The sequence below is a fragment of the Eubacterium maltosivorans genome (genome assembly GCF_002441855.2).
GTDB classification, from domain to species: domain Bacteria; phylum Bacillota; class Clostridia; order Eubacteriales; family Eubacteriaceae; genus Eubacterium; species Eubacterium maltosivorans.
Genome location: NZ_CP029487.1, coordinates 3,249,526 through 3,266,983 on the forward strand (window position 1 = coordinate 3,249,526; position 17,458 = coordinate 3,266,983).

The 17,458-nt window shown below is 49.7% G+C and carries 13 protein-coding genes and 1 pseudogene; 10 read left to right on the top strand and 4 right to left on the bottom strand.

The features are described from left to right. Positions 1-32: 32 nt before the first annotated feature. On the bottom strand, positions 33-1,295 hold the full coding sequence (locus tag CPZ25_RS15005) for an MFS transporter (protein WP_096919154.1): 1,263 nt from the start codon (positions 1,293-1,295) through the stop codon (positions 33-35). Between the two features lie 178 nt (positions 1,296-1,473). Here CPZ25_RS15005 and CPZ25_RS15010 point away from each other — a divergent pair, with 178 nt between their 5' ends. Next, positions 1,474-1,767 carry an ArsR/SmtB family transcription factor gene (locus tag CPZ25_RS15010; protein WP_058695967.1) on the top strand — a complete coding sequence of 98 codons (294 nt, stop codon included), beginning with the start codon at positions 1,474-1,476 and terminating at the stop codon, positions 1,765-1,767. Beyond that, positions 1,764-4,253: pseudogene (locus CPZ25_RS15015) on the top strand (FAD-dependent oxidoreductase). Before CPZ25_RS15010 ends, CPZ25_RS15015 begins: the two are co-directional and overlap by 4 nt. Before the next feature lie 107 nt (positions 4,254-4,360). Here the strand turns inward: CPZ25_RS15015 and CPZ25_RS15020 are convergent. Next, entirely contained in the window at positions 4,361-5,125 is a 765-nt protein-coding gene (locus tag CPZ25_RS15020) for an exodeoxyribonuclease III (RefSeq protein WP_096919155.1), read from the bottom strand. Positions 5,126-5,230: 105 nt separating this feature from the next. Between CPZ25_RS15020 and CPZ25_RS15025 the strand changes: the two genes are divergently transcribed. From CPZ25_RS15025 to CPZ25_RS15055, 7 genes are all read left to right on the top strand, one after another. Then, complete coding sequence (locus tag CPZ25_RS15025; RefSeq protein WP_096919156.1) at positions 5,231-6,730, top strand: FGGY-family carbohydrate kinase; 1,500 nt, start codon at positions 5,231-5,233, stop codon at positions 6,728-6,730. A 289-nt stretch (positions 6,731-7,019) separates the two neighbouring features. Beyond that, complete coding sequence (locus tag CPZ25_RS15030; protein WP_096919157.1) at positions 7,020-7,961, top strand: sugar-binding transcriptional regulator; 942 nt, start codon at positions 7,020-7,022, stop codon at positions 7,959-7,961. Between the two features lie 107 nt (positions 7,962-8,068). Continuing rightward, on the top strand, positions 8,069-9,601 hold the full coding sequence (locus CPZ25_RS15035; RefSeq protein ID WP_058695962.1) for an FGGY-family carbohydrate kinase: 1,533 nt from the start codon (positions 8,069-8,071) through the stop codon (positions 9,599-9,601). Between the two features lie 22 nt (positions 9,602-9,623). After that, positions 9,624-10,658 carry a 2-hydroxyacid dehydrogenase gene (locus CPZ25_RS15040; RefSeq protein ID WP_058695961.1) on the top strand — a complete coding sequence of 345 codons (1,035 nt, stop codon included), beginning with the start codon at positions 9,624-9,626 and terminating at the stop codon, positions 10,656-10,658. Between the two features lie 49 nt (positions 10,659-10,707). Then, entirely contained in the window at positions 10,708-11,370 is a 663-nt protein-coding gene (locus CPZ25_RS15045) for an L-fuculose-phosphate aldolase (protein WP_074617387.1), read from the top strand. 115 nt (positions 11,371-11,485) lie between these two features. Continuing rightward, the gene (locus CPZ25_RS15050; protein ID WP_074617388.1) at positions 11,486-12,139 is read left to right on the top strand and encodes a class II aldolase/adducin family protein; all 654 of its coding nucleotides are present in this window, start codon (positions 11,486-11,488) and stop codon (positions 12,137-12,139) included. Positions 12,140-12,309: 170 nt separating this feature from the next. After that, a complete protein-coding gene (locus tag CPZ25_RS15055) occupies positions 12,310-12,972 on the top strand; it encodes a class II aldolase/adducin family protein (RefSeq protein ID WP_074617389.1) in 663 nt (220 codons plus the stop codon). 32 nt (positions 12,973-13,004) lie between these two features. Here the strand turns inward: CPZ25_RS15055 and CPZ25_RS15060 are convergent, their stop codons facing one another. Then, a complete protein-coding gene (locus CPZ25_RS15060; RefSeq protein ID WP_058695958.1) occupies positions 13,005-13,706 on the bottom strand; it encodes a CatB-related O-acetyltransferase in 702 nt (233 codons plus the stop codon). Positions 13,707-13,970: 264 nt separating this feature from the next. Between CPZ25_RS15060 and CPZ25_RS15065 the strand changes: the two genes are divergently transcribed. Then, the gene (locus CPZ25_RS15065; RefSeq protein WP_096919158.1) at positions 13,971-15,161 is read left to right on the top strand and encodes a SpaA isopeptide-forming pilin-related protein; all 1,191 of its coding nucleotides are present in this window, start codon (positions 13,971-13,973) and stop codon (positions 15,159-15,161) included. A 65-nt stretch (positions 15,162-15,226) separates the two neighbouring features. On the opposite strand, the gene CPZ25_RS15070 is transcribed toward CPZ25_RS15065, so the two are convergent. Then, positions 15,227-17,125: an ABC-F family ATP-binding cassette domain-containing protein gene (locus CPZ25_RS15070; protein WP_096919159.1), complete on the bottom strand. Its 1,899-nt coding sequence runs from the start codon at positions 17,123-17,125 to the stop codon at positions 15,227-15,229. Between the last annotated feature and the right edge of the window lie 333 nt (positions 17,126-17,458).

The following is a 17,458-nucleotide window of genomic DNA, read 5'->3' on the forward strand; positions in this document are numbered from 1 at the left end:
TGGGGACAGAAAAAATAAAATTCGGAAGCAGCTTAAAGGCCCGCCTGTTTCCCACTGGCTTTTTCATGGTTGATCCTTCTCACAGCCAGCACGAACAGCACAAAGCCGATGACAAACAGAAAGGAGATAGAGATGATGCCATAGCGGGAGTGACCCGTGAGCTGAGTGACGACGCTGACGAGCAGGGTGCCGGTAAAGGCCGCGCCCTTGCCGAAAATGTCGTAAAAACCAAAGTACTCGGCAGATTTCTCCTTGGGGATGATCTTGGCAAAATAGGAGCGGGACAACGCCTGGATTCCCCCCTGAAAGATAGCGACACAGACCGCCAGAAACCAGAATTCCCACGCCTTATCCAGTTGAATGGCAAAGAGGGCGATGAAAAAATAGCCGATGATCCCAGTGTAGATCAGCTTCTCAGTTTTGACCTTTTTCGAGAGCCAGCCAAACAGGAGCGCGAAGGGGAAGGCCACGATCTGGGTGAGCAGCAGAGCCATCAGCAGGTCGTTGTCGCCCACACCCACATCTTTACCATAGGAGGTTGCCATCTCGATGATGGTGTAGACACCGTCGATGTAGAAGAAAAACGCCACCAGGAACAGCACAATGTTTTTATCCTGACGGATATTTTTAATGGTATTGCCCAGGCGCACAAAACCCTCTTTTACCGGATTGGACACGTGTCCCACAGAAAATTTCTGCTGATAACCTCTGAGCAGAGGGACTGTCATCAACACCCACCAGACCGCGGTGATGACAAAGGAAATGGACGTTGCCAGCTGGGTACTGATACCAATGCTTCCGGCAAAGAGCACCAGGAGCATGCAGGCCGCAAAGGGTATACAGCTGCCGATATATCCAAAGGCGTAGCCCACGCTTGAGACCTCGTCCATGCGGTCATCGGTGGTAACGTCGGTGAGCATGGAGTCGCAGAAAATAAGGCTGCCGTTATAGCCGATTTTGGCAACGACAAACATGACGAGAAAGAGCAGCCATCCCATGGGAATCCCAAGTGCCACGCATCCCGCGGCCCCCACGCCCAGCGACAGGAGAAAAAGACGTTTCCGGTAGCCGCTGGTGTCCCCGATGGTGCCGAGAATGGGCCCCAGTATTGCCACGATCAGGGTGGAAAGGGAGGTGGCGTACCCGAAATAAGCGGTCGAGTCCGCCATGGAAACTCCGGCGGCGGAGGCAATGTTTTTAAAATAAATGGGTATAATGGTAGAAACCAGCATGACAAAGGCTGAGTTGCCCACATCGTACAGGATCCAGGCTTTTTCGATTTTAGAAAATCTCATAGGAGTCCCCTTTTTTTGTTCTTTAAGTTTATTATAAAGAAAAAAAGGGAAAAAAGCTATCTTTTTATGTTAAAAGTATGTTAGAGAACGACCGGCTAAAAATTATCTTGACGATATTAATAAAATATAATATAATAATATTATAAAATTATAATATACGAATAAAGGAAGTCGATCAATGGATAAAAAAAGGCAGCAGGAAAACGAGCAGGCCGCCGGGATTTTAAAGGCGCTGGCCCACCCGGTGCGGCTGTGTATGGTGCGGGGGCTCATGGAGAGAGGCCGCAACAATGTCTCTTATATGGAGTCCTGTCTGGATGTGTCCCAGTCGGGGATTTCTCAGCATTTGTCCAAGCTCAAGGCAGCTGGCATCGTGCGCGGAACCCGCGAGGGAAATGAAATTTACTATGAGCTCTGTAATGAACAGGTTAAAGAAATTGTAGAAGTTCTATTCAAGGAGGAACAACAATGAAAAAAATTCTGATTGTCGGTGGTGTAGCCGGCGGTGCAACCGCTGCGGCACGTTTGAGACGCTTGAGCGAAGAGGACGAAATCATTCTTTTTGAACGCGATGAGTATATTTCCTTTGCAAACTGCGGGCTGCCCTACTATATCGGGGATGTGATTAAGGACCGCAGTAAGCTGCTGGTGCAGACCGTGGCCGGAATGTCCAAGCGTTTTAATCTGGATATCCGCAATTTCAGTGAAGTGGTTTCCGTCGACCGCACAAACAGCACCGTAAAGGTTAAAAACACCAAAACCGGTGAGGTTTATACTGAAACTTTTGACCACCTGATCCTGTCTCCGGGCGCTAAGCCTATTGCTCCACCGATTCCGGGACTGGCTGAGGCGGACAGCATTTTCACTCTGCGCAACGTGGCCGATACGGATAAGATCAAAGCCGAGGTGACCGAGCGGAAGCCTAAACGTGCCGTGGTGGTAGGCGGCGGCTTTATCGGCATCGAAATGGTTGAAAACCTGCGGGATCTGGGCATTAATGTAACCCTGGTCGAAAAGCTGAACCAGGTATTAAAGCCTCTTGACTACGAAATGGCACAGATTATCCATCAGGAGCTGAACGCCCACGGCGTCAATTTGATCCTGGGCGACGGCGTCGACCATTTTGAGGACGCTGGCAAAAGCGTCGTGCTGGAAAGCGGCATGAAGCTGGACGCGGATATGGTGATCCTGGCCATCGGAGTGGCGCCGGAAAACAAGCTGGCAAAGGACGCCGGCCTAAAGCTGGGGCCACGAGGCCACATTGTCACCACTGAAACCTACGAAGTCATGGACGGCGAAAGCGGTGAGGTCATTAAAAATATCTACGCCATCGGAGACGCCATTGAGGTCCGCGATTTTGTGGACGGCTCCCAGACCGCTGTGCCGCTTGCGTGGCCAGCCAACCGTCAGGGCCGCACCGTAGCGGACCATATCAACGGTATTCCCTTTAAAAACCATGGCATTCAGGGAACCTCTGTAGCCAAGGTCTTTAACAAAGTTTTCGCCACCACCGGTAACAACGTGGGACAGCTGCGGGCAAAAGGACTGCCATTCCAGCAGATTCACGCCCATCGCGGTAACCATGCGGGCTACTATCCAGACGCCACAAATATCGCATTAAAGCTCATTTATGATCCTAAGACATTAAAAATTATGGGCGCCCAGGCTGTGGGCCAGGAAGGCACTGAAAAGCGTATTGACGTCATTGCCTCTGTGATGAAGATGGGCGGCACGATCTACGACTTACAGGACATGGAGCTGTCTTATGCGCCGCCCTTTTCAGCCGCAAAGGATCCGGTCAACATTTTGGGCTACATTGCCCAGAACATCGACGAGGGCGTCTACAAAACCGTTGAGTGGGACGAAATTGACGACATCATCGCGGAAGGCGGATATCTGCTGGATGTCCGCACGCCGGTCGAATTTGGTGCCGGTCATGTAGAAGGCTCCCACAATCTGGAACTGGATACCCTGAGAGACCATATCGACGAGATTCCAGTGGGAAAGGATGAGCCCCTGTATATTACATGCCAGGTGGGCCTGAGAGGTTATCTGGCCATTCGTATCCTGGAGGATCACGGCTTTACCAATCTTTATAACCTGGCTGGCGGCTACAATACCTATAAAACCGGTCACTACAAGCTGGCAGAGCCAAGCTTTGACGTGGAGGACTCTCAGCCGGGGGAGCCAGAAGCCCCCAAGGGGGCGAAAGCAGACGTAAACCCTATTAAAACAGTGGATGTGACCGGGCTTCAGTGCCCCGGCCCGCTGATGGCAACCTATAAGGCTGTGAGTGAGGTAAAAGAAGGCGAGCTGGTACAGACCATTGCTACCGATTTTGGTTTTGTACAGGATGTGGAATGCTGGTGCAAAACCAATGGACACACCCTTATTTCCCAGGAAACCAGGGGAAATTAATACATTGCCACTATCCGGAAGGGCGGCGGCGCCTCTGCCTGCGGTCTGGCTGCAGCCGCTCCGGCGGTTCAGAAAAACGCCACCATGGTTGTGTTTGATGGTGAGCTGGATAAAGCCATCGCAGCCATGATCATCGCCCAGGGCGCAGCAGCCCAAGGCAAGGATGTGACCCTGTTTTTTACCTTCTGGGGCCTGAACGTGCTGCGTAAGCCGAAGGCGCCAAGGGTAAAGAAGAATCTGATTGAAAAAATGTTTGGCCTGATGATGCCAAAGGGCGCCAGGCGGCTGCCTTTATCCAAAATGAATATGCTGGGGATTGGGCCTGCCATGATCAAAAGCATCATGAAAAAGAAAAATGTGGACGACATCGAAACCATGATTCACAAGGCTCAGGACGCCGGGGTACGCTTTATTGCCTGCACCATGAGTATGGAGCTCATGGGGATTAAAAAGGAAGAGCTCATTGACGGCATTGAGTACGCGGGCGTCGGCACCTATATCGCCAGCAATGAAAATGTCGGGACCACCTTATTTATTTAACAGCACAATGCACGAAAAAGCCACTGCAGATTTTGCAGTGGCTTTTATTGTTGCTGCCAGTAAAAATTAAAAGCGTATACCAGGGGATCATAACCGGGTCAGGCTTTTCAGACCTCAATCTCGATGGAAACCGGGCAGTGGTCAGAGCCGGTGACATCGGTGTGGATAGCGGCGTTTTTGACCATGCCGATGGCGTTGTCGGACACAAAGAAATAATCGATGCGCCATCCGGCGTTGTTGGCCCGGGCATTAAAACGGTAGGACCACCAGGAGTACTCAATGGTATCTGGATGCAGGTGACGGTAAGTATCCACATAGCCGTTTTCAAAGAAATGGTCAAGCCACTCGCGCTCCATAGGCAGGAAGCCCGAGCGTTTGGCGTTGGATTTGGGGTTTTTCAAGTCCATCTCGGTATGTGCAGTGTTGACATCGCCGCAGATGATGACCTTTTTACCCTGGTCGACCAAGGCGTTGACATCCTTTAAGAAACAGTCATAAAAATCCATTTTAAACTGAAGACGCTCATCATCCTTCTGACCATTGGGAAAGTAAATATTAAAGAGGGTGAACGCCGGATATTCCATGATAATGGTACGGCCCTCATGGTTGAAGCGGTCATCGGACAGTCCGGTGGTGATTGAGAGAGGTTCTTCTTTATAGTAAACAGCAGTGCCGCTGTAGCCTTTGCGCTCGGCAGAGTGGAAAAAGCTGTGGTAGCCGGGAATGCCCTTGATGTCCTCGCTGATCTGATCCTCAGAGGCTTTGACCTCCTGAAGGCATAGAATATCGGGCTGAGCGGCTTCGACCCATTCGGTAAAGCCCTTTTGTGCCACCGCCCGGATGCCGTTGACGTTCCAGGAATATAGTTTCATATCAATGCTCCTTTATCGATTTTTCATTGTTTTTTTGGTATAATGTAATTTATTATAACACAGAATCATTAGCAGTGAGTCAAGAAATATACGGGAGATGAAAAAATGAACTATATCATCGGGATTGACGGCGGCACCACCAAAATAAAGGCAGTTCTTTTCGATACCACAGGCCATGAGATCGAGACTGTGGCTGCACCCAGCGATATTATAGAGGACGGTGTACGTAAGGAACTGGATATGAATTTCTTCTGGGAAAAAACAGCGGCCTGCGTGCGCCTGCTGATGGAGAAGGGCCCTGCAAAGCCTGAGGATATCCTGGCAGTCGGGGTGACCGGACAGGGTGAGGGGCTGTGGGCTCTGGATAAAAACAACCGGCCAGTGGGCAGAGCAATTTTGTGGAATGACGGACGCGCCCATGAGGAAAACTGGGCTGTCAATGAAAAAACACCGGGGATCGGCAAGCTGGTGCACCGAAATCTGGGCACGCCGATAGGGGCTGGGAGCCCCCTTCTGCTGCTGTGGTGGACCAAGGATAACCGCCCGGATGTGTACCAGCAGATTCAGACTGTGTTTTTCGCAAAGGACTGGCTGCGGTACTGTATGACGGATAAAATAGCCACAGATCCCACCGACGGAGGCGCCGCCTATTTAAAACTTATCGACGGCGCGCCGGCCAAACAGGCTCTGACTGTGCTCAGTCTGTCCGAGGTGGAAAACAACATCCCTGAGGTATTGTCTTCCGATACAGTTGCCGGGGCGTTGACAGCGGCTGCTGCGGAAAAGATGGGCTTACGGATCGGAATCCCGGTGGTCACCGGGGCCATGGATGTGGTCGCCTCAGCGGTAGGCACTGGTGCGGTGAGCGTGGGTGACGCCGCGGTGGTATTGGGCACTACCTGCGCTGTGGAACAGGTGCTGCGGCTCCATGACTGTGATGTGACACGCTGCCGCAGACACTACCTGCACCACGTGCAGAAGAATCTGGCCATAGATTTGTCCTCCACCATAAACGGTATGGAAAATGTCGAATGGATGATGCGTGAGATTGCCAGAAGCGCCAATTACCGGGTGGTCGAGGGCCTTATCGAGGATACCCGTCCGGGAAGCGGCGGGATTATTTACCATCCTTATCTGTCCGCTGCCGGTGAGCGGGCTCCTTTTCAGCATCGAGATGCCAGCGCCAGCTTTTTTGGGGTGAACTCACGAACGACCAAGGGAGATCTTATGCGCGCGGTATACGAAGGACTGGCTTTCTCGGTTCGTGACTGTCTGGAGGGCGGCAGCTATGGTGAGCGCCTGCTGCTGTCCGGCGGCGGCGCAGGAAGCGAGACACTGTCCCAAATGATTGCCGATGTGACCGGACAATCCGTTGTGGTTACTAAGGGCTCCGAGTTCGGAGCACTGGGGGCAGCCATGACGGCCGGGGTCGCCATTGGCCTCTTTGAGAGCGTGGGTGACGCCGCTGCTAAATGCTGCCGGCTTAAAAAGATATATAAACCCCGCCAAAATGAGATGTACGAAAAGGGCTATACCTTCTACCGCGAGCTCAGAGCTGCTTTCGGGCCGTTGTGGGAACGACGGACGGAGATTTTTGGGAAATAAAAGTAAATTAAATAAATAAAAGCAATTTTTATGAATAAAAAGTCTGATGTGCGTTTTTGTGCATTAGGCTTTTTATTTTGCGCTTTTTAGGGCTAAAAAGATAAAATCAGAACTATTACCTTAAAAAAATGGTGAGAAAATGTAATATTACTTGACAAATGTAAGGAAACGGTGTAAATTATATTCATGAAATACATTTGTAAAATAAAAATACAAATGTAACGCAATTGAAAAATAAGTGGACATATGTAATAATGAAAAAAATATGGACACTTATTTGGAGGTTGCCATGGAAGATAAAAATCTGTATATCAAGATCGCGCACTGGTATTATACCTTAGGCATGACGCAGGATGAGATCGCAAAGCGGCTTTCTTTTACAAGACAGCGTGTGAATCGGATCATCAGCTCCCTGAGGGATATGGGCATTGTCACCATAAAGGTTAACGGCTATGCTCAGGGAAATGTAGCGTATGAAGGGGCGATCGAGGAACATTTTGGTTTAAAAAGAGTAATCATTGCGGAATCGTATGATGGTGAGAGCAATTATCTGCCGTCGCTTGCAAATACGGCATCTCAGTATTTGGAGGATTACCTTCAGCCGGGTATGAGCATTGGGGTATCCTGGGGGGAAACGCTGGCGGCAACCATTTCGAACCTTTCTTTTAAAAGGCGGAGTGAGTGCACAGTGGTGCAGATGGTCGGAGCGCAAAACATTGACATGGATATGTTAAAGTCGGATGAAATCGCCCGGTCGCTGGCAGATAAGCTGGACAGTGTGTGTTATATGCTTTACGCGCCAGTTGTTGTCGATCACGCGGAGACAAAGAGAATGCTAATGGAAGAGCGGACCATTCAAAAGTCCTATGAGCTCATGAGGCGCTGTGATGTGGCGCTCTTTGGGATCGGGCAGGTGAGCCGGGAGTCTACCATGTGTAAGCGTGGTCTGCTGAAGGTCGAGGACATTGACCGGCTGAGGCAGGACGGTTTTATTGGAGATGTCTGTGTGAATCCAGTAACCATTGATGGCCGCTGGCAGGATTGTTTTATCCGTGACCGTGTTATCAGCGCGAATATGGACATTCTGAAAAATATTCCGAATGTTGTGGCCATAGCTGGTGGGGAAGATAAGACCGAAGCTATCATCGGCTGTTTGGCCTCTGGGGTCATCGACACACTCATCACCACCGATATGACAGCAGAACGCATTGTGAGAACTCTTAGTTTGTAAAACTGGTTTGAACCACCTTGTGGTTTAGATAGATAAGTCAACGGCCGCATTGTGACAACAAGGGGGACGCCGTTGTCTGAAAAAACTATGATTCTCGGAGGGAAAACATGAAGTATATTATCGGCATTGATGCGGGGACATCGAATGTAAAGGCAGTTTTGTTTGATGTGGACGGCAATGAAATTTTAGTCGAAACTTTGGAAAACGAGCCCATTTATATCGGTGATACAGATGTAGAGCAAAACATGAATATTTTGTGGGAAAAGGTTGCTCTTTGTATCAAAATGATCATGGAAAACGGACCGGCAAAGGCAGACGATATTCTGGGTATCGGCGTCACCGGCCAGGGCGAGGGTATCTGGCTCATGGATGAAAACGGTGAACCCGTACAGGATGCGATTCTGTGGTGTGACGGCCGCGCTGCCGATGAAGTCGCCAAGGTGACAGAGGATGATCCAAAGCTCGGCGAAATGATTTTCAAAACAACCGGGACACCGCCGCTGACAGGAACACAGCTGATGCTGCTGAAGTGGATGAAAAACAACCGCAAGGAAGTACTGGACAGAGCGAAAACCATGTTCTTCTGTAAGGACTGGGTGCGTTATAAGCTGACTGGTATCATCAATGGCGATATGAGTGACACAGGAACATCTTTAATGGACGCAGAAAAAGGTGAAGTGGCAGTGGATTTGTTAAAGGCACTGGATCTGGGCGAGTATGCAGATCTGATCGCTCCAGTGGTTATTTCCAACAAAATCGTCGGTAATGTTCTTGACGGTGTCGCGAAGGATCTTGGCCTTAATCCAGAGACGCCGGTCGTAGCGGGAGCCATCGATGTTGTCGCCGCTGCGGTGGGGATCGGAGCCGTAGAAGACAAGGACATCTGCGTTATCTTAGGCACTACCTGCGCCAATGAAATCTTCATGAAAAAGGAAGACTGCGAATTTGGCAAGGAGGGAACCCGCCTTGAAAAGCATGCGGTGGGCGATCTGTTTGTCAATCTGATGCCAACCATGAACGGAACACCGAACATCGACTGGGTGCTCAACGAAATTGCTCTGACTAAGGATTTTTCTAAGGTCGATATCATGATCAAGGACGTTCCGGCCGGCAGCGGCGGCGTGATTTACCATCCCTACATCAGTGCAGCGGGTGAACGTGCTCCGTTTTATCACCCGCACGCCAAGGCGAACTTCTTTGGTATCAGCGCAAACACCAAGCGTGCAGATTTAGTTCATGCGGTTTACGAAGGCATCACCCTTTCCATTAAAGACTGCCTGCAGGGCGCGGATAGAAACAGCAAAATTTTTATTGCCGGCGGGGGAGCCAAGAGCTCGATCTGGGCGCAGATGATCTCAGACGTCACTGGTATGGAAGTTGTTGTTTCTGCTGGAAACGAGTTTGGTGCCAAAGGAGTTGCCATGATGGTAGGACTTGCGGTAGGCGAATATGAAAGCTATACCGATGCGGCCCGAAGAACCTGCAAATCCGAGCGTATTTACCGTCCGAGACCAGACCAGAATGCGATTTACGAAGATATTTACACATTGTATAAGGGCATCCGTATTGCCTGCGAAAGCCTGTGGACAGCCCGTGCCGATGTGATGAAAACCATCAGTAAACGTACTCGTGAAAACTAGAGACAGAAAGAAGGATAACACAATGAAAATTTTTTTTACTGCAGAATATGATGAAGAACAGTTAAAGCCATTATACGAAATGGGCGAAGTGGTAAAGGATGGCTGGGCCATTGGCCTGCCAAAAATGCCGGAGGAGGAGCTGATGGAGAAATCCGCCGACGCGGACATTATCATCACAAGCTATGATGATATTACCCGAGCGGTCATCGAAAATGCCCCGAACCTCAAGCTTATCGCCTGTACACGAGCCACTCCTGTCAATGTTGATATGGCTGCAGCAAAAGAACGAGGTATCCCTGTTATCTATACACCAGGACGTAATTCTGACACCACGGCAGAGATGACTGTAGGTCTCATACTCTCCATCGCCAGAAAGATCCCAATGGCTTACAAGGCATTGAAAGAAGGTAAATTTACCGCAGACCCCAATGCCCAGAAAGTGACTAAGGAAGGGTTAAAGGTCGATATGGTTTGGGATATGGAACCCGGTTCACCTTATATGGTCTTTAAGGGGACTCAACTCCATGGCAAAACCCTGGGAATCGTGGGTTACGGCAGTATCGGCCGTCGTGTAGGCAAAATTGCCCGCGCTTTTGGTATGGAACTGTTGATTTATGACCCGTTTCTCTGTCCTATTGATCTGGAGGAAGTCGGCGTTAAAAAAGCAGAAAAATTGGAAGATCTGATGAAAAACGCTGATTTTATTACTTGCCATATGAAGATTACTCCGGAAACTACTGGTATTATCAGTCGTGAAATGATTGCTCTCATGAAACCGACCGCTTATTTTATCAACAGCTCCAGAGGCGCAATTCTTGACGAGGAAGCCCTGATCGACGCACTCCGGGAAAAGCGGATTGCCGGCGCTGCCTTCGATGTCTATGCTAAGGAGCCTATTGCCAGCAACCATCCATATATCACTGAACTCGACAATGTGGTCATTACACCCCATATTGCCGGTGCTACCGACGACGTCCTTATTAATCATACCAAACAGATTGTCGCCGATGTAAAGCGCTTTTCAGAAGGCCGAAGAATGTTGTACGAATACCGTTAGGGCTGGAAAGATAAACCTGAAAAAATATATAATAAAGAGGAGATTAAAAATGTTACTGCAAAAAGAAAGAGAAGACGTTGTTAAATACTGCCAGATGTTGATTACCCACGGATTAACCAAGGGGACTGGAGGAAACATCAGTATTTTAAACCGGGAAGAAGGTCTGTTTGCCATCAGTCCAAGCGGCATTGACTATTTTGAAACTGAGCCCGAAGATATTGTTGTCATGAATCTGAAGGGTGAGATTGTGGACGGTGACCGTAAGCCCTCCAGCGAGCACGAGCTCCACCGTATCTTTTATACTGACCGCGACGATATTGCCGCAGTGGTGCATACCCACTCAGTTTACAGTACTGTTCTGGCAACCTTGAGAGAAGGATTGCCGGCTTCCAGCTATTTGGTCGCATTCTCCGGCTATGATGTCCGTTGTGCTGAATACGCCTCCTACGGCTCAATGGAACTGGCTAAAAATACCTTCGAAGCCATGAAAGAACGCAATGCCGCTTTTATGGCTAACCACGGTCTTATCGCCGGAGGCGGCGATATCCTCAATGCTTTCAATATTGTGGAACAGATCGAACAGTGCGCGGAAGTCTATGTTAAAGCAAGAGCTATTGGTACGCCGGTGCTTTTGGACCACGACGAAATGACCCGCATGATTGACAGCTTTAATAACTCTTACGGCCAGCGTAAAGCTAAAAAGGATCTCTAATAACCAAAGTCATGTGACTATTTTCTGAAATGAATAAACCCCATCAAAACCCGGAGACAGCAGATTGGCCTCCGGGTTTTCCTTTTTGGAAACTGGGGAAGAAAGGAAGAACAAGATGAAATACATGGAAATAAGGCAGGCCATCATCGATGCCTGCCTGTGGCTCCAGGATACCGGCATGGTCATCGGTACCTGGGGAAATGTGAGTGTGCGCCTGGATGATGGCACGATCATGGTGACACCCAGCAAAATCGACTACGAGGACTTGACACCAGCGGACATGGTGATTGTGGATATGGCGGGCAGCAAGCTTGAGGGCGAACACAGCCCCACCTCTGAGATGCACGTACACCGGCTTATTTATGTCAACCGGCCCGACGTGGGCGCAGTGGTTCACTGCCACCCCATCTATGCCTCAGCCATGTGTGCGGCGGACCACGGTATTCCTGTCATTTTTGAGGAAATGAGCCAGATGATCGGCGGGGAAATCCCCATCACAGCTGAATATGTGAACGCCGGACAGCATGTGCGTCTGGGAGAGGTGACAGCCGAAGCACTCGGCGATAAAAACGCTGTCCTGATCCGCAATCATGCCCCTGTTTGTGTAGGGCGTGACCTCAAAGAGGCGCTCACCTGCTCGCTGGTAACTGAGAAGGCAGCCAAGTGCTATCTGGCGCTTAAGGGCGGTGTGGAGATCACCACTATTCCAGAGGATATGGTTAAGGCAGAACGTCACCGATTCCTTTACAGCTACGGTCACGAGCAGTAAGAAGGAATGAAAGTCTTAAGAACCTTAAAAGTTTAGTTGATGAATTCTCCTTAAAAGAGTATAATAACATTTAAACAAACCTTACCCGGAGACATAATCCTGTCTTCGGGTTTTCCTGAATCTGGAATGAAAAGGTTATCCTGCTTTTAAATGTGTGAAAGGAGAATGTTATGGAATACGCAAAAGAAAGAAAAGCCATTGTGGATGCCTGCCGATGGCTGGAAGCCAACGAAATGGTCATTGGCACCTGGGGCAATGTGAGCATGCGCCTGGGTGAAGGAAAGCTGCTGGTTACCCCGAGCCGGGTGTCTTTTACGGATATTTACCCCGAGGATCTGGTGGTGGTAAACGCCGAGGGCTGTAAGGTAGAGGGTGTCTGGTATCCGAGCTCCGAGGTCCATATTCACCGTCTGATTTACGAAAGACGTGAAGACGTCAATGCCATTATTCAATGCTACCCCACCTACGCCTCAGCCATGTGCGCTTCTCAGCAGGGGATTCCCCCAATTTTTGAGGAAATGAGCCAGCTCATCGGCGGCGGTATTCCAGTAACACCTGAATACATTAATGCCGGGCAGCACCGGCGGCTGGCCGAGGCTGTTATTGAAACCATTGGTCAGAAGAATGCAATCCTTATCCGGAATCATGCGCCCATGTGCTTTGGCCGCGATATGACCGAGGCCCTCACCTGCTGTAAGGTCACCGAGAAGGCCGCTAAATCTTATCTGGCACTCAAGGGCGGTGTGGACGTGGCCGTAATCCCTGACGAGATGGTCGCAGCCGAACGCGAGCGCTACCTGAATAAGTATGGGCATGAGGGATGTGAAGAATAAACGTAAAAAAAGGACTGGTGTCAGTCCTTTTTTTATTTCGTGTTTCCCAGTCGTTCAATAACTGTACGGGCCGCATCGCCAAGCCATTTCTTTTCGAGAACGGCGTCAATATGGCCGTTGATCAGTTCGGGCAGAAATTCACGGATCTCCTCGTCGGGGAGATCCCACCATTTCAGTGCCATGAGTTTCTCAATGGTGTCATCATCAAAACGCTTACGGATGGGCCTGGCTGGGTCGCCGGCTACCACTGTGTAGGGCGGGACGTCTTTTGTCACGACGCTGCGGGTACCGATAATGGCGCCGTCACCAATGTGTACACCCGGCATGATCACGCTGTTGTACCCGATCCACACATCGTTGCCCACGATCGTCGGCCCTTTGAGGGTACAGACCTTGTCATCGGAGAAAAAACTTTCGTCCAATGCCCAGTGAGCATTCACAATGGGGAAGGGATAGTTGGCCAGAGAATCAAAGTTATGGTTGGCCAGGGGACAGATAAAGGTCGTGCCTGAAGCCAGCGAACAGTATTTCCCGATAATAATCTTATCCTGGTGGAACTCGGGAAAGTGGTACAATACGTTGTTTTTTACAAAATCCCGAGGGTCATTCTTTTCATCATGATAATAGGTATGTTCCCCCACCTGAATATCGGGGTCATCAATGACATTTTTCAGATAAACCACCGTGGGATCGTCGTCATTGAGATAGATTCGCTGATCGTTGTCCTTGCGCATTTTATACACTCCTGTAAATTCAAAATATCTTACGATACTATTATATCAAAAACTTACAGCTTTGGACAGATGCTGTTCGATTTTTCCTGACAGAGAGCAAGAAATGACAACTAACTTTCTTCTAAAGCTAAAAGCATAAAGAAAAAAGCAGGTAGCTCTTAAGATGTGGGAAAAGCCTTTTTATGGGTAAGTAATACATAGGATATTTTAATGTATTATAAAATTTTGGAGATTTTCCCATTGTATTCATAGAAAGGAATCAGCATGAAAAAAATAACGGGCACTCTGACAGTCCTTCTCATGGTCATATTATTTTCGTTTTCACCCGTTTGGGCGGCCCAGGGGGCAGAAACAAAGCCCACGCCCACTGCGCCGGCAAAAACAGATACCATAAAGCCGGCGGACAAATCGGAGCCTGCTGATAAAGGCAGCAGCGAGTCCGCTGACAAGATGGAACCGGACAGCTCGGCGGCTGTGGAGAAGGCAGCAGTTCTGAAGTCAGGAAACTATTATACCTTTAAGCTGCCGGAAAGCGTGATCATCACCGAGGAGCTGTCATTGCCTCTGACCGATAAAAACGGTAAGCTTTACGGCACCGTTTATGTGGGCACCGATGGTGTGGCCGTCATTGCCCTGAGTGAGGAGGCTGCCGGTGATGCCGAGGTGACGGACCGGTTGGAAGCAGCTGGAGCCGAGCCGGCTGTTGTCCAGACGCTCGGAACCCAAACCGGCCCCCGGGGCAGTGTTGTTTTCAAAAAACAGGACGAAAACGGCAATGGCCTGGAGGGGGCACGGTTCGAGGTTTTAAAAACAGATGAAAACAACCGGACCGTAGCCGCTGTTACCTCAGGCGCAGACGGTAGCGTCCGCTGTGACGGCCTTGAGCCAGGAACCTATCGGGCGGTTGAAACTGAGGCACCCGGCGGCTTTCTGCGAAACCGCGAGGTCATGGATTTCACCATTTCCGATTCGGCACAGACTCAACCTGTTGTGGTGGATCTGGGGGTACATATAAGCTACCAGGGACGCCTGTCAATCTTAAAAATGGACGAAGAACGGAACCCGCTGGCAGGGGCTAGCTTTAAAATTCTGGATGCCAATGGCTATACGCTCCAGAAGGATATGGTCACCGATTCAGACGGCAGGATCTGGGTCAGCAATCTGGCGCCCGGGCGCTATCAGGTCATGGAAACCGAAGCGCCCTCAGGTTATCATCTGGACGCCACCCCGGTGAGCTTTGAGGTGGCATCAGAGGCAGAAGGCGAGCCCACAGCGATGGAGGTTAAGGCCGTCAATGTCAGACGCTCGTCCAAGCTTAAGTATTCTACGGGTACGGCGTCTCCCAATGCGGATACAGGTGTAGACAGCATGGATTTCCTTGGCCTTGGGTTTGTTGCCATTGCGGCGGTCATTGCCGCAGGGGTGATGGTTTACCAGAAAACAAAGCATAAATAAAGTAAAACAAAGCGTAAAATTTAATTTTTCTTCCTATTTATATTAGGGGCTGAATTAGCACTTTATCATCCCCTGTTTTTCTTTGACTGACGAATAATGTCTTCCAGGTACTCCTTACGCTCCATTTTTTCAAGGAGTGTGTTCTCCAGCAACTCTTTTTCCTCGGTTAGAACCTGGAGACGGGTGTAGTCGGTAGTGATTACGGCTATCTCCTGGTCGATGGCCTCCAAGCGGTCCTCCATTTGCTTCATATCAGCATCGATGCAGTTATATTCCTGCTGTTCCCGGTAACTCAGCTTCACAGCCTTTTGCCGGGGCTTCTCGGTTTTTTGTTCACTGGGTTTACTAATCTTGTCGTCCTGATCCCGGTTTGCGTGCTTTTGCATGTAATCGGTGAAATTACCGGTCTGCACCAGGATATTACCGCGGCCTGTAAAGGAGAAGATAGTATCACACACCCGGTCCAGGAAGTAGCGGTCATGGGAGACGGTGAGCACGCTGCCCTGGAAATCATCCAGGTAATTTTCCAGAATTTTGAGAGTATCGATATCCAAATCGTTTGTGGGCTCGTCTAAGAGCAGAACATTCGGTGCGGACATAAGAATACGGAGCAGATACAGGCGTCTGCGTTCACCGCCGGACAGTTCGGAGATCCGCACCCACTGGGCGTAGCGGTCAAAAAGAAACAGCTCCATCATCTGGGCCGCAGTGATGACCTCACCCCGGGCGTTTTCCACGGTTTCAGCGCCCTCGCGAATGTATTCAATGGCGCGCAGATTCAGATCCATGTCTTCGGATTCCTGGGAGAAATAGCCGATTTTGACCGTGTCGCCGATAATGATGGTTCCACTGTCTGGCCGGATTTTTCCAGCAATCAGATTCAGCAGAGTGGATTTCCCCCTGCCGTTTTTTCCGATGATGCCAATGCGTTCATCGGGCCCGAAAATGTAGCTGAAGTCCTTCACCACGCACTGGTTTTTAAAGGACTTGGACACATGGTCCATGTCTATCACCTGTTTACCAAGTCGGGTGAAGCCTACGTTGATTTCGAGGATATCCTCGCTCAGGTCGGCGGCGCTGTTTTTAATATCCTCGAAGCGTTGAATCCGGGCTTTCTGTTTGGTGGTCCGGGCACGTGCACCGCGCCTGATCCATGCCAGCTCACGCCGGTACAGGTTCTGTCGTTTCTGTTCCATAATGTTTTCGAACTCTTTGCGGGCGGCCTTTTTTTCGACGAACTCGGAATAATTGCCGGTGTATTCGTACAGGGCGCCGCCGTCCAGCTCGACGGTTTTGTTCACGACACGGTCCAGAAAATAGCGGTCATGTGTGACCATTAAGAGGGCGCCCTTGCGGTTTTCCAGATACTTTTCGAGCCAGGCAATGGTCTCATTATCCAGGTGATTGGTGGGCTCGTCAAGGATCAGGAGGTCGCAGGGGGTCAGGAGTACGGAGGCCATTGCCACGCGCTTGCGCTGCCCGCCGGACAGGGTGCCGATGGTTTTGTCGAAGTCCTTGATACCCAGCTGGGTCAGGATGGTTTCGACCTGGGATTTCAGGTTCCACAGGCCGCCTGCGTCAATGGTATCGGTCAGAGCCAGAAGGTGCTTCTGGAGTTTTTCATCCTCTGGGTAACGCGCCAGGAGATCCAGAGTGCTCTCATAGTCCCGCAGAGTGTTCATCTCCGGCGTGTCGGCCCGGAAGACCTGGGCCAGGACGGTGACATTTGGGTCGAGCTCGGGTGTCTGGGCCAGATACTCAATGCGTTTGCTGCCGTAGATGCGGATTTCGCCAGCATCCGGGGTATCCTGCCCGGCGACAATGCGAAGCAGGGAGGATTTCCCAGTGCCGTTAACGCCGATGACGCCGATTTTATCGCTGTCCTCGATGTTGAAACTGATTTTTTCAAAAAGGGTTTTGACACCGTAGGTTTTTTTAAGGTTGATGACGGATAATAGGTTCATGATTTCATTTTCTTTCTTTTAGCTTTTAGCGGTTTTCTTAAGGGCTATTTTAACACAAATTATGCTAAGAAAAAAGAAATCTCAAAATAAGGCTAATTTAAAGCTTTGTTGAGTAGTATAAATATACAATAAAACACCGCTTATGTATGATTTGAGTAGTTATAGGGGGTCAATATACCTGTATATACATATTTCACAAAAAAAGACCGTTTAATAACAGAATTTTCCTGTAATCTATTGCAAATTCGCCAAATATGTGGTAGTATTGTTATATATTTAACAGATACTCCTTTTGTTCTATAAATGGACAGTTGGAGTATAAGATAAATGATT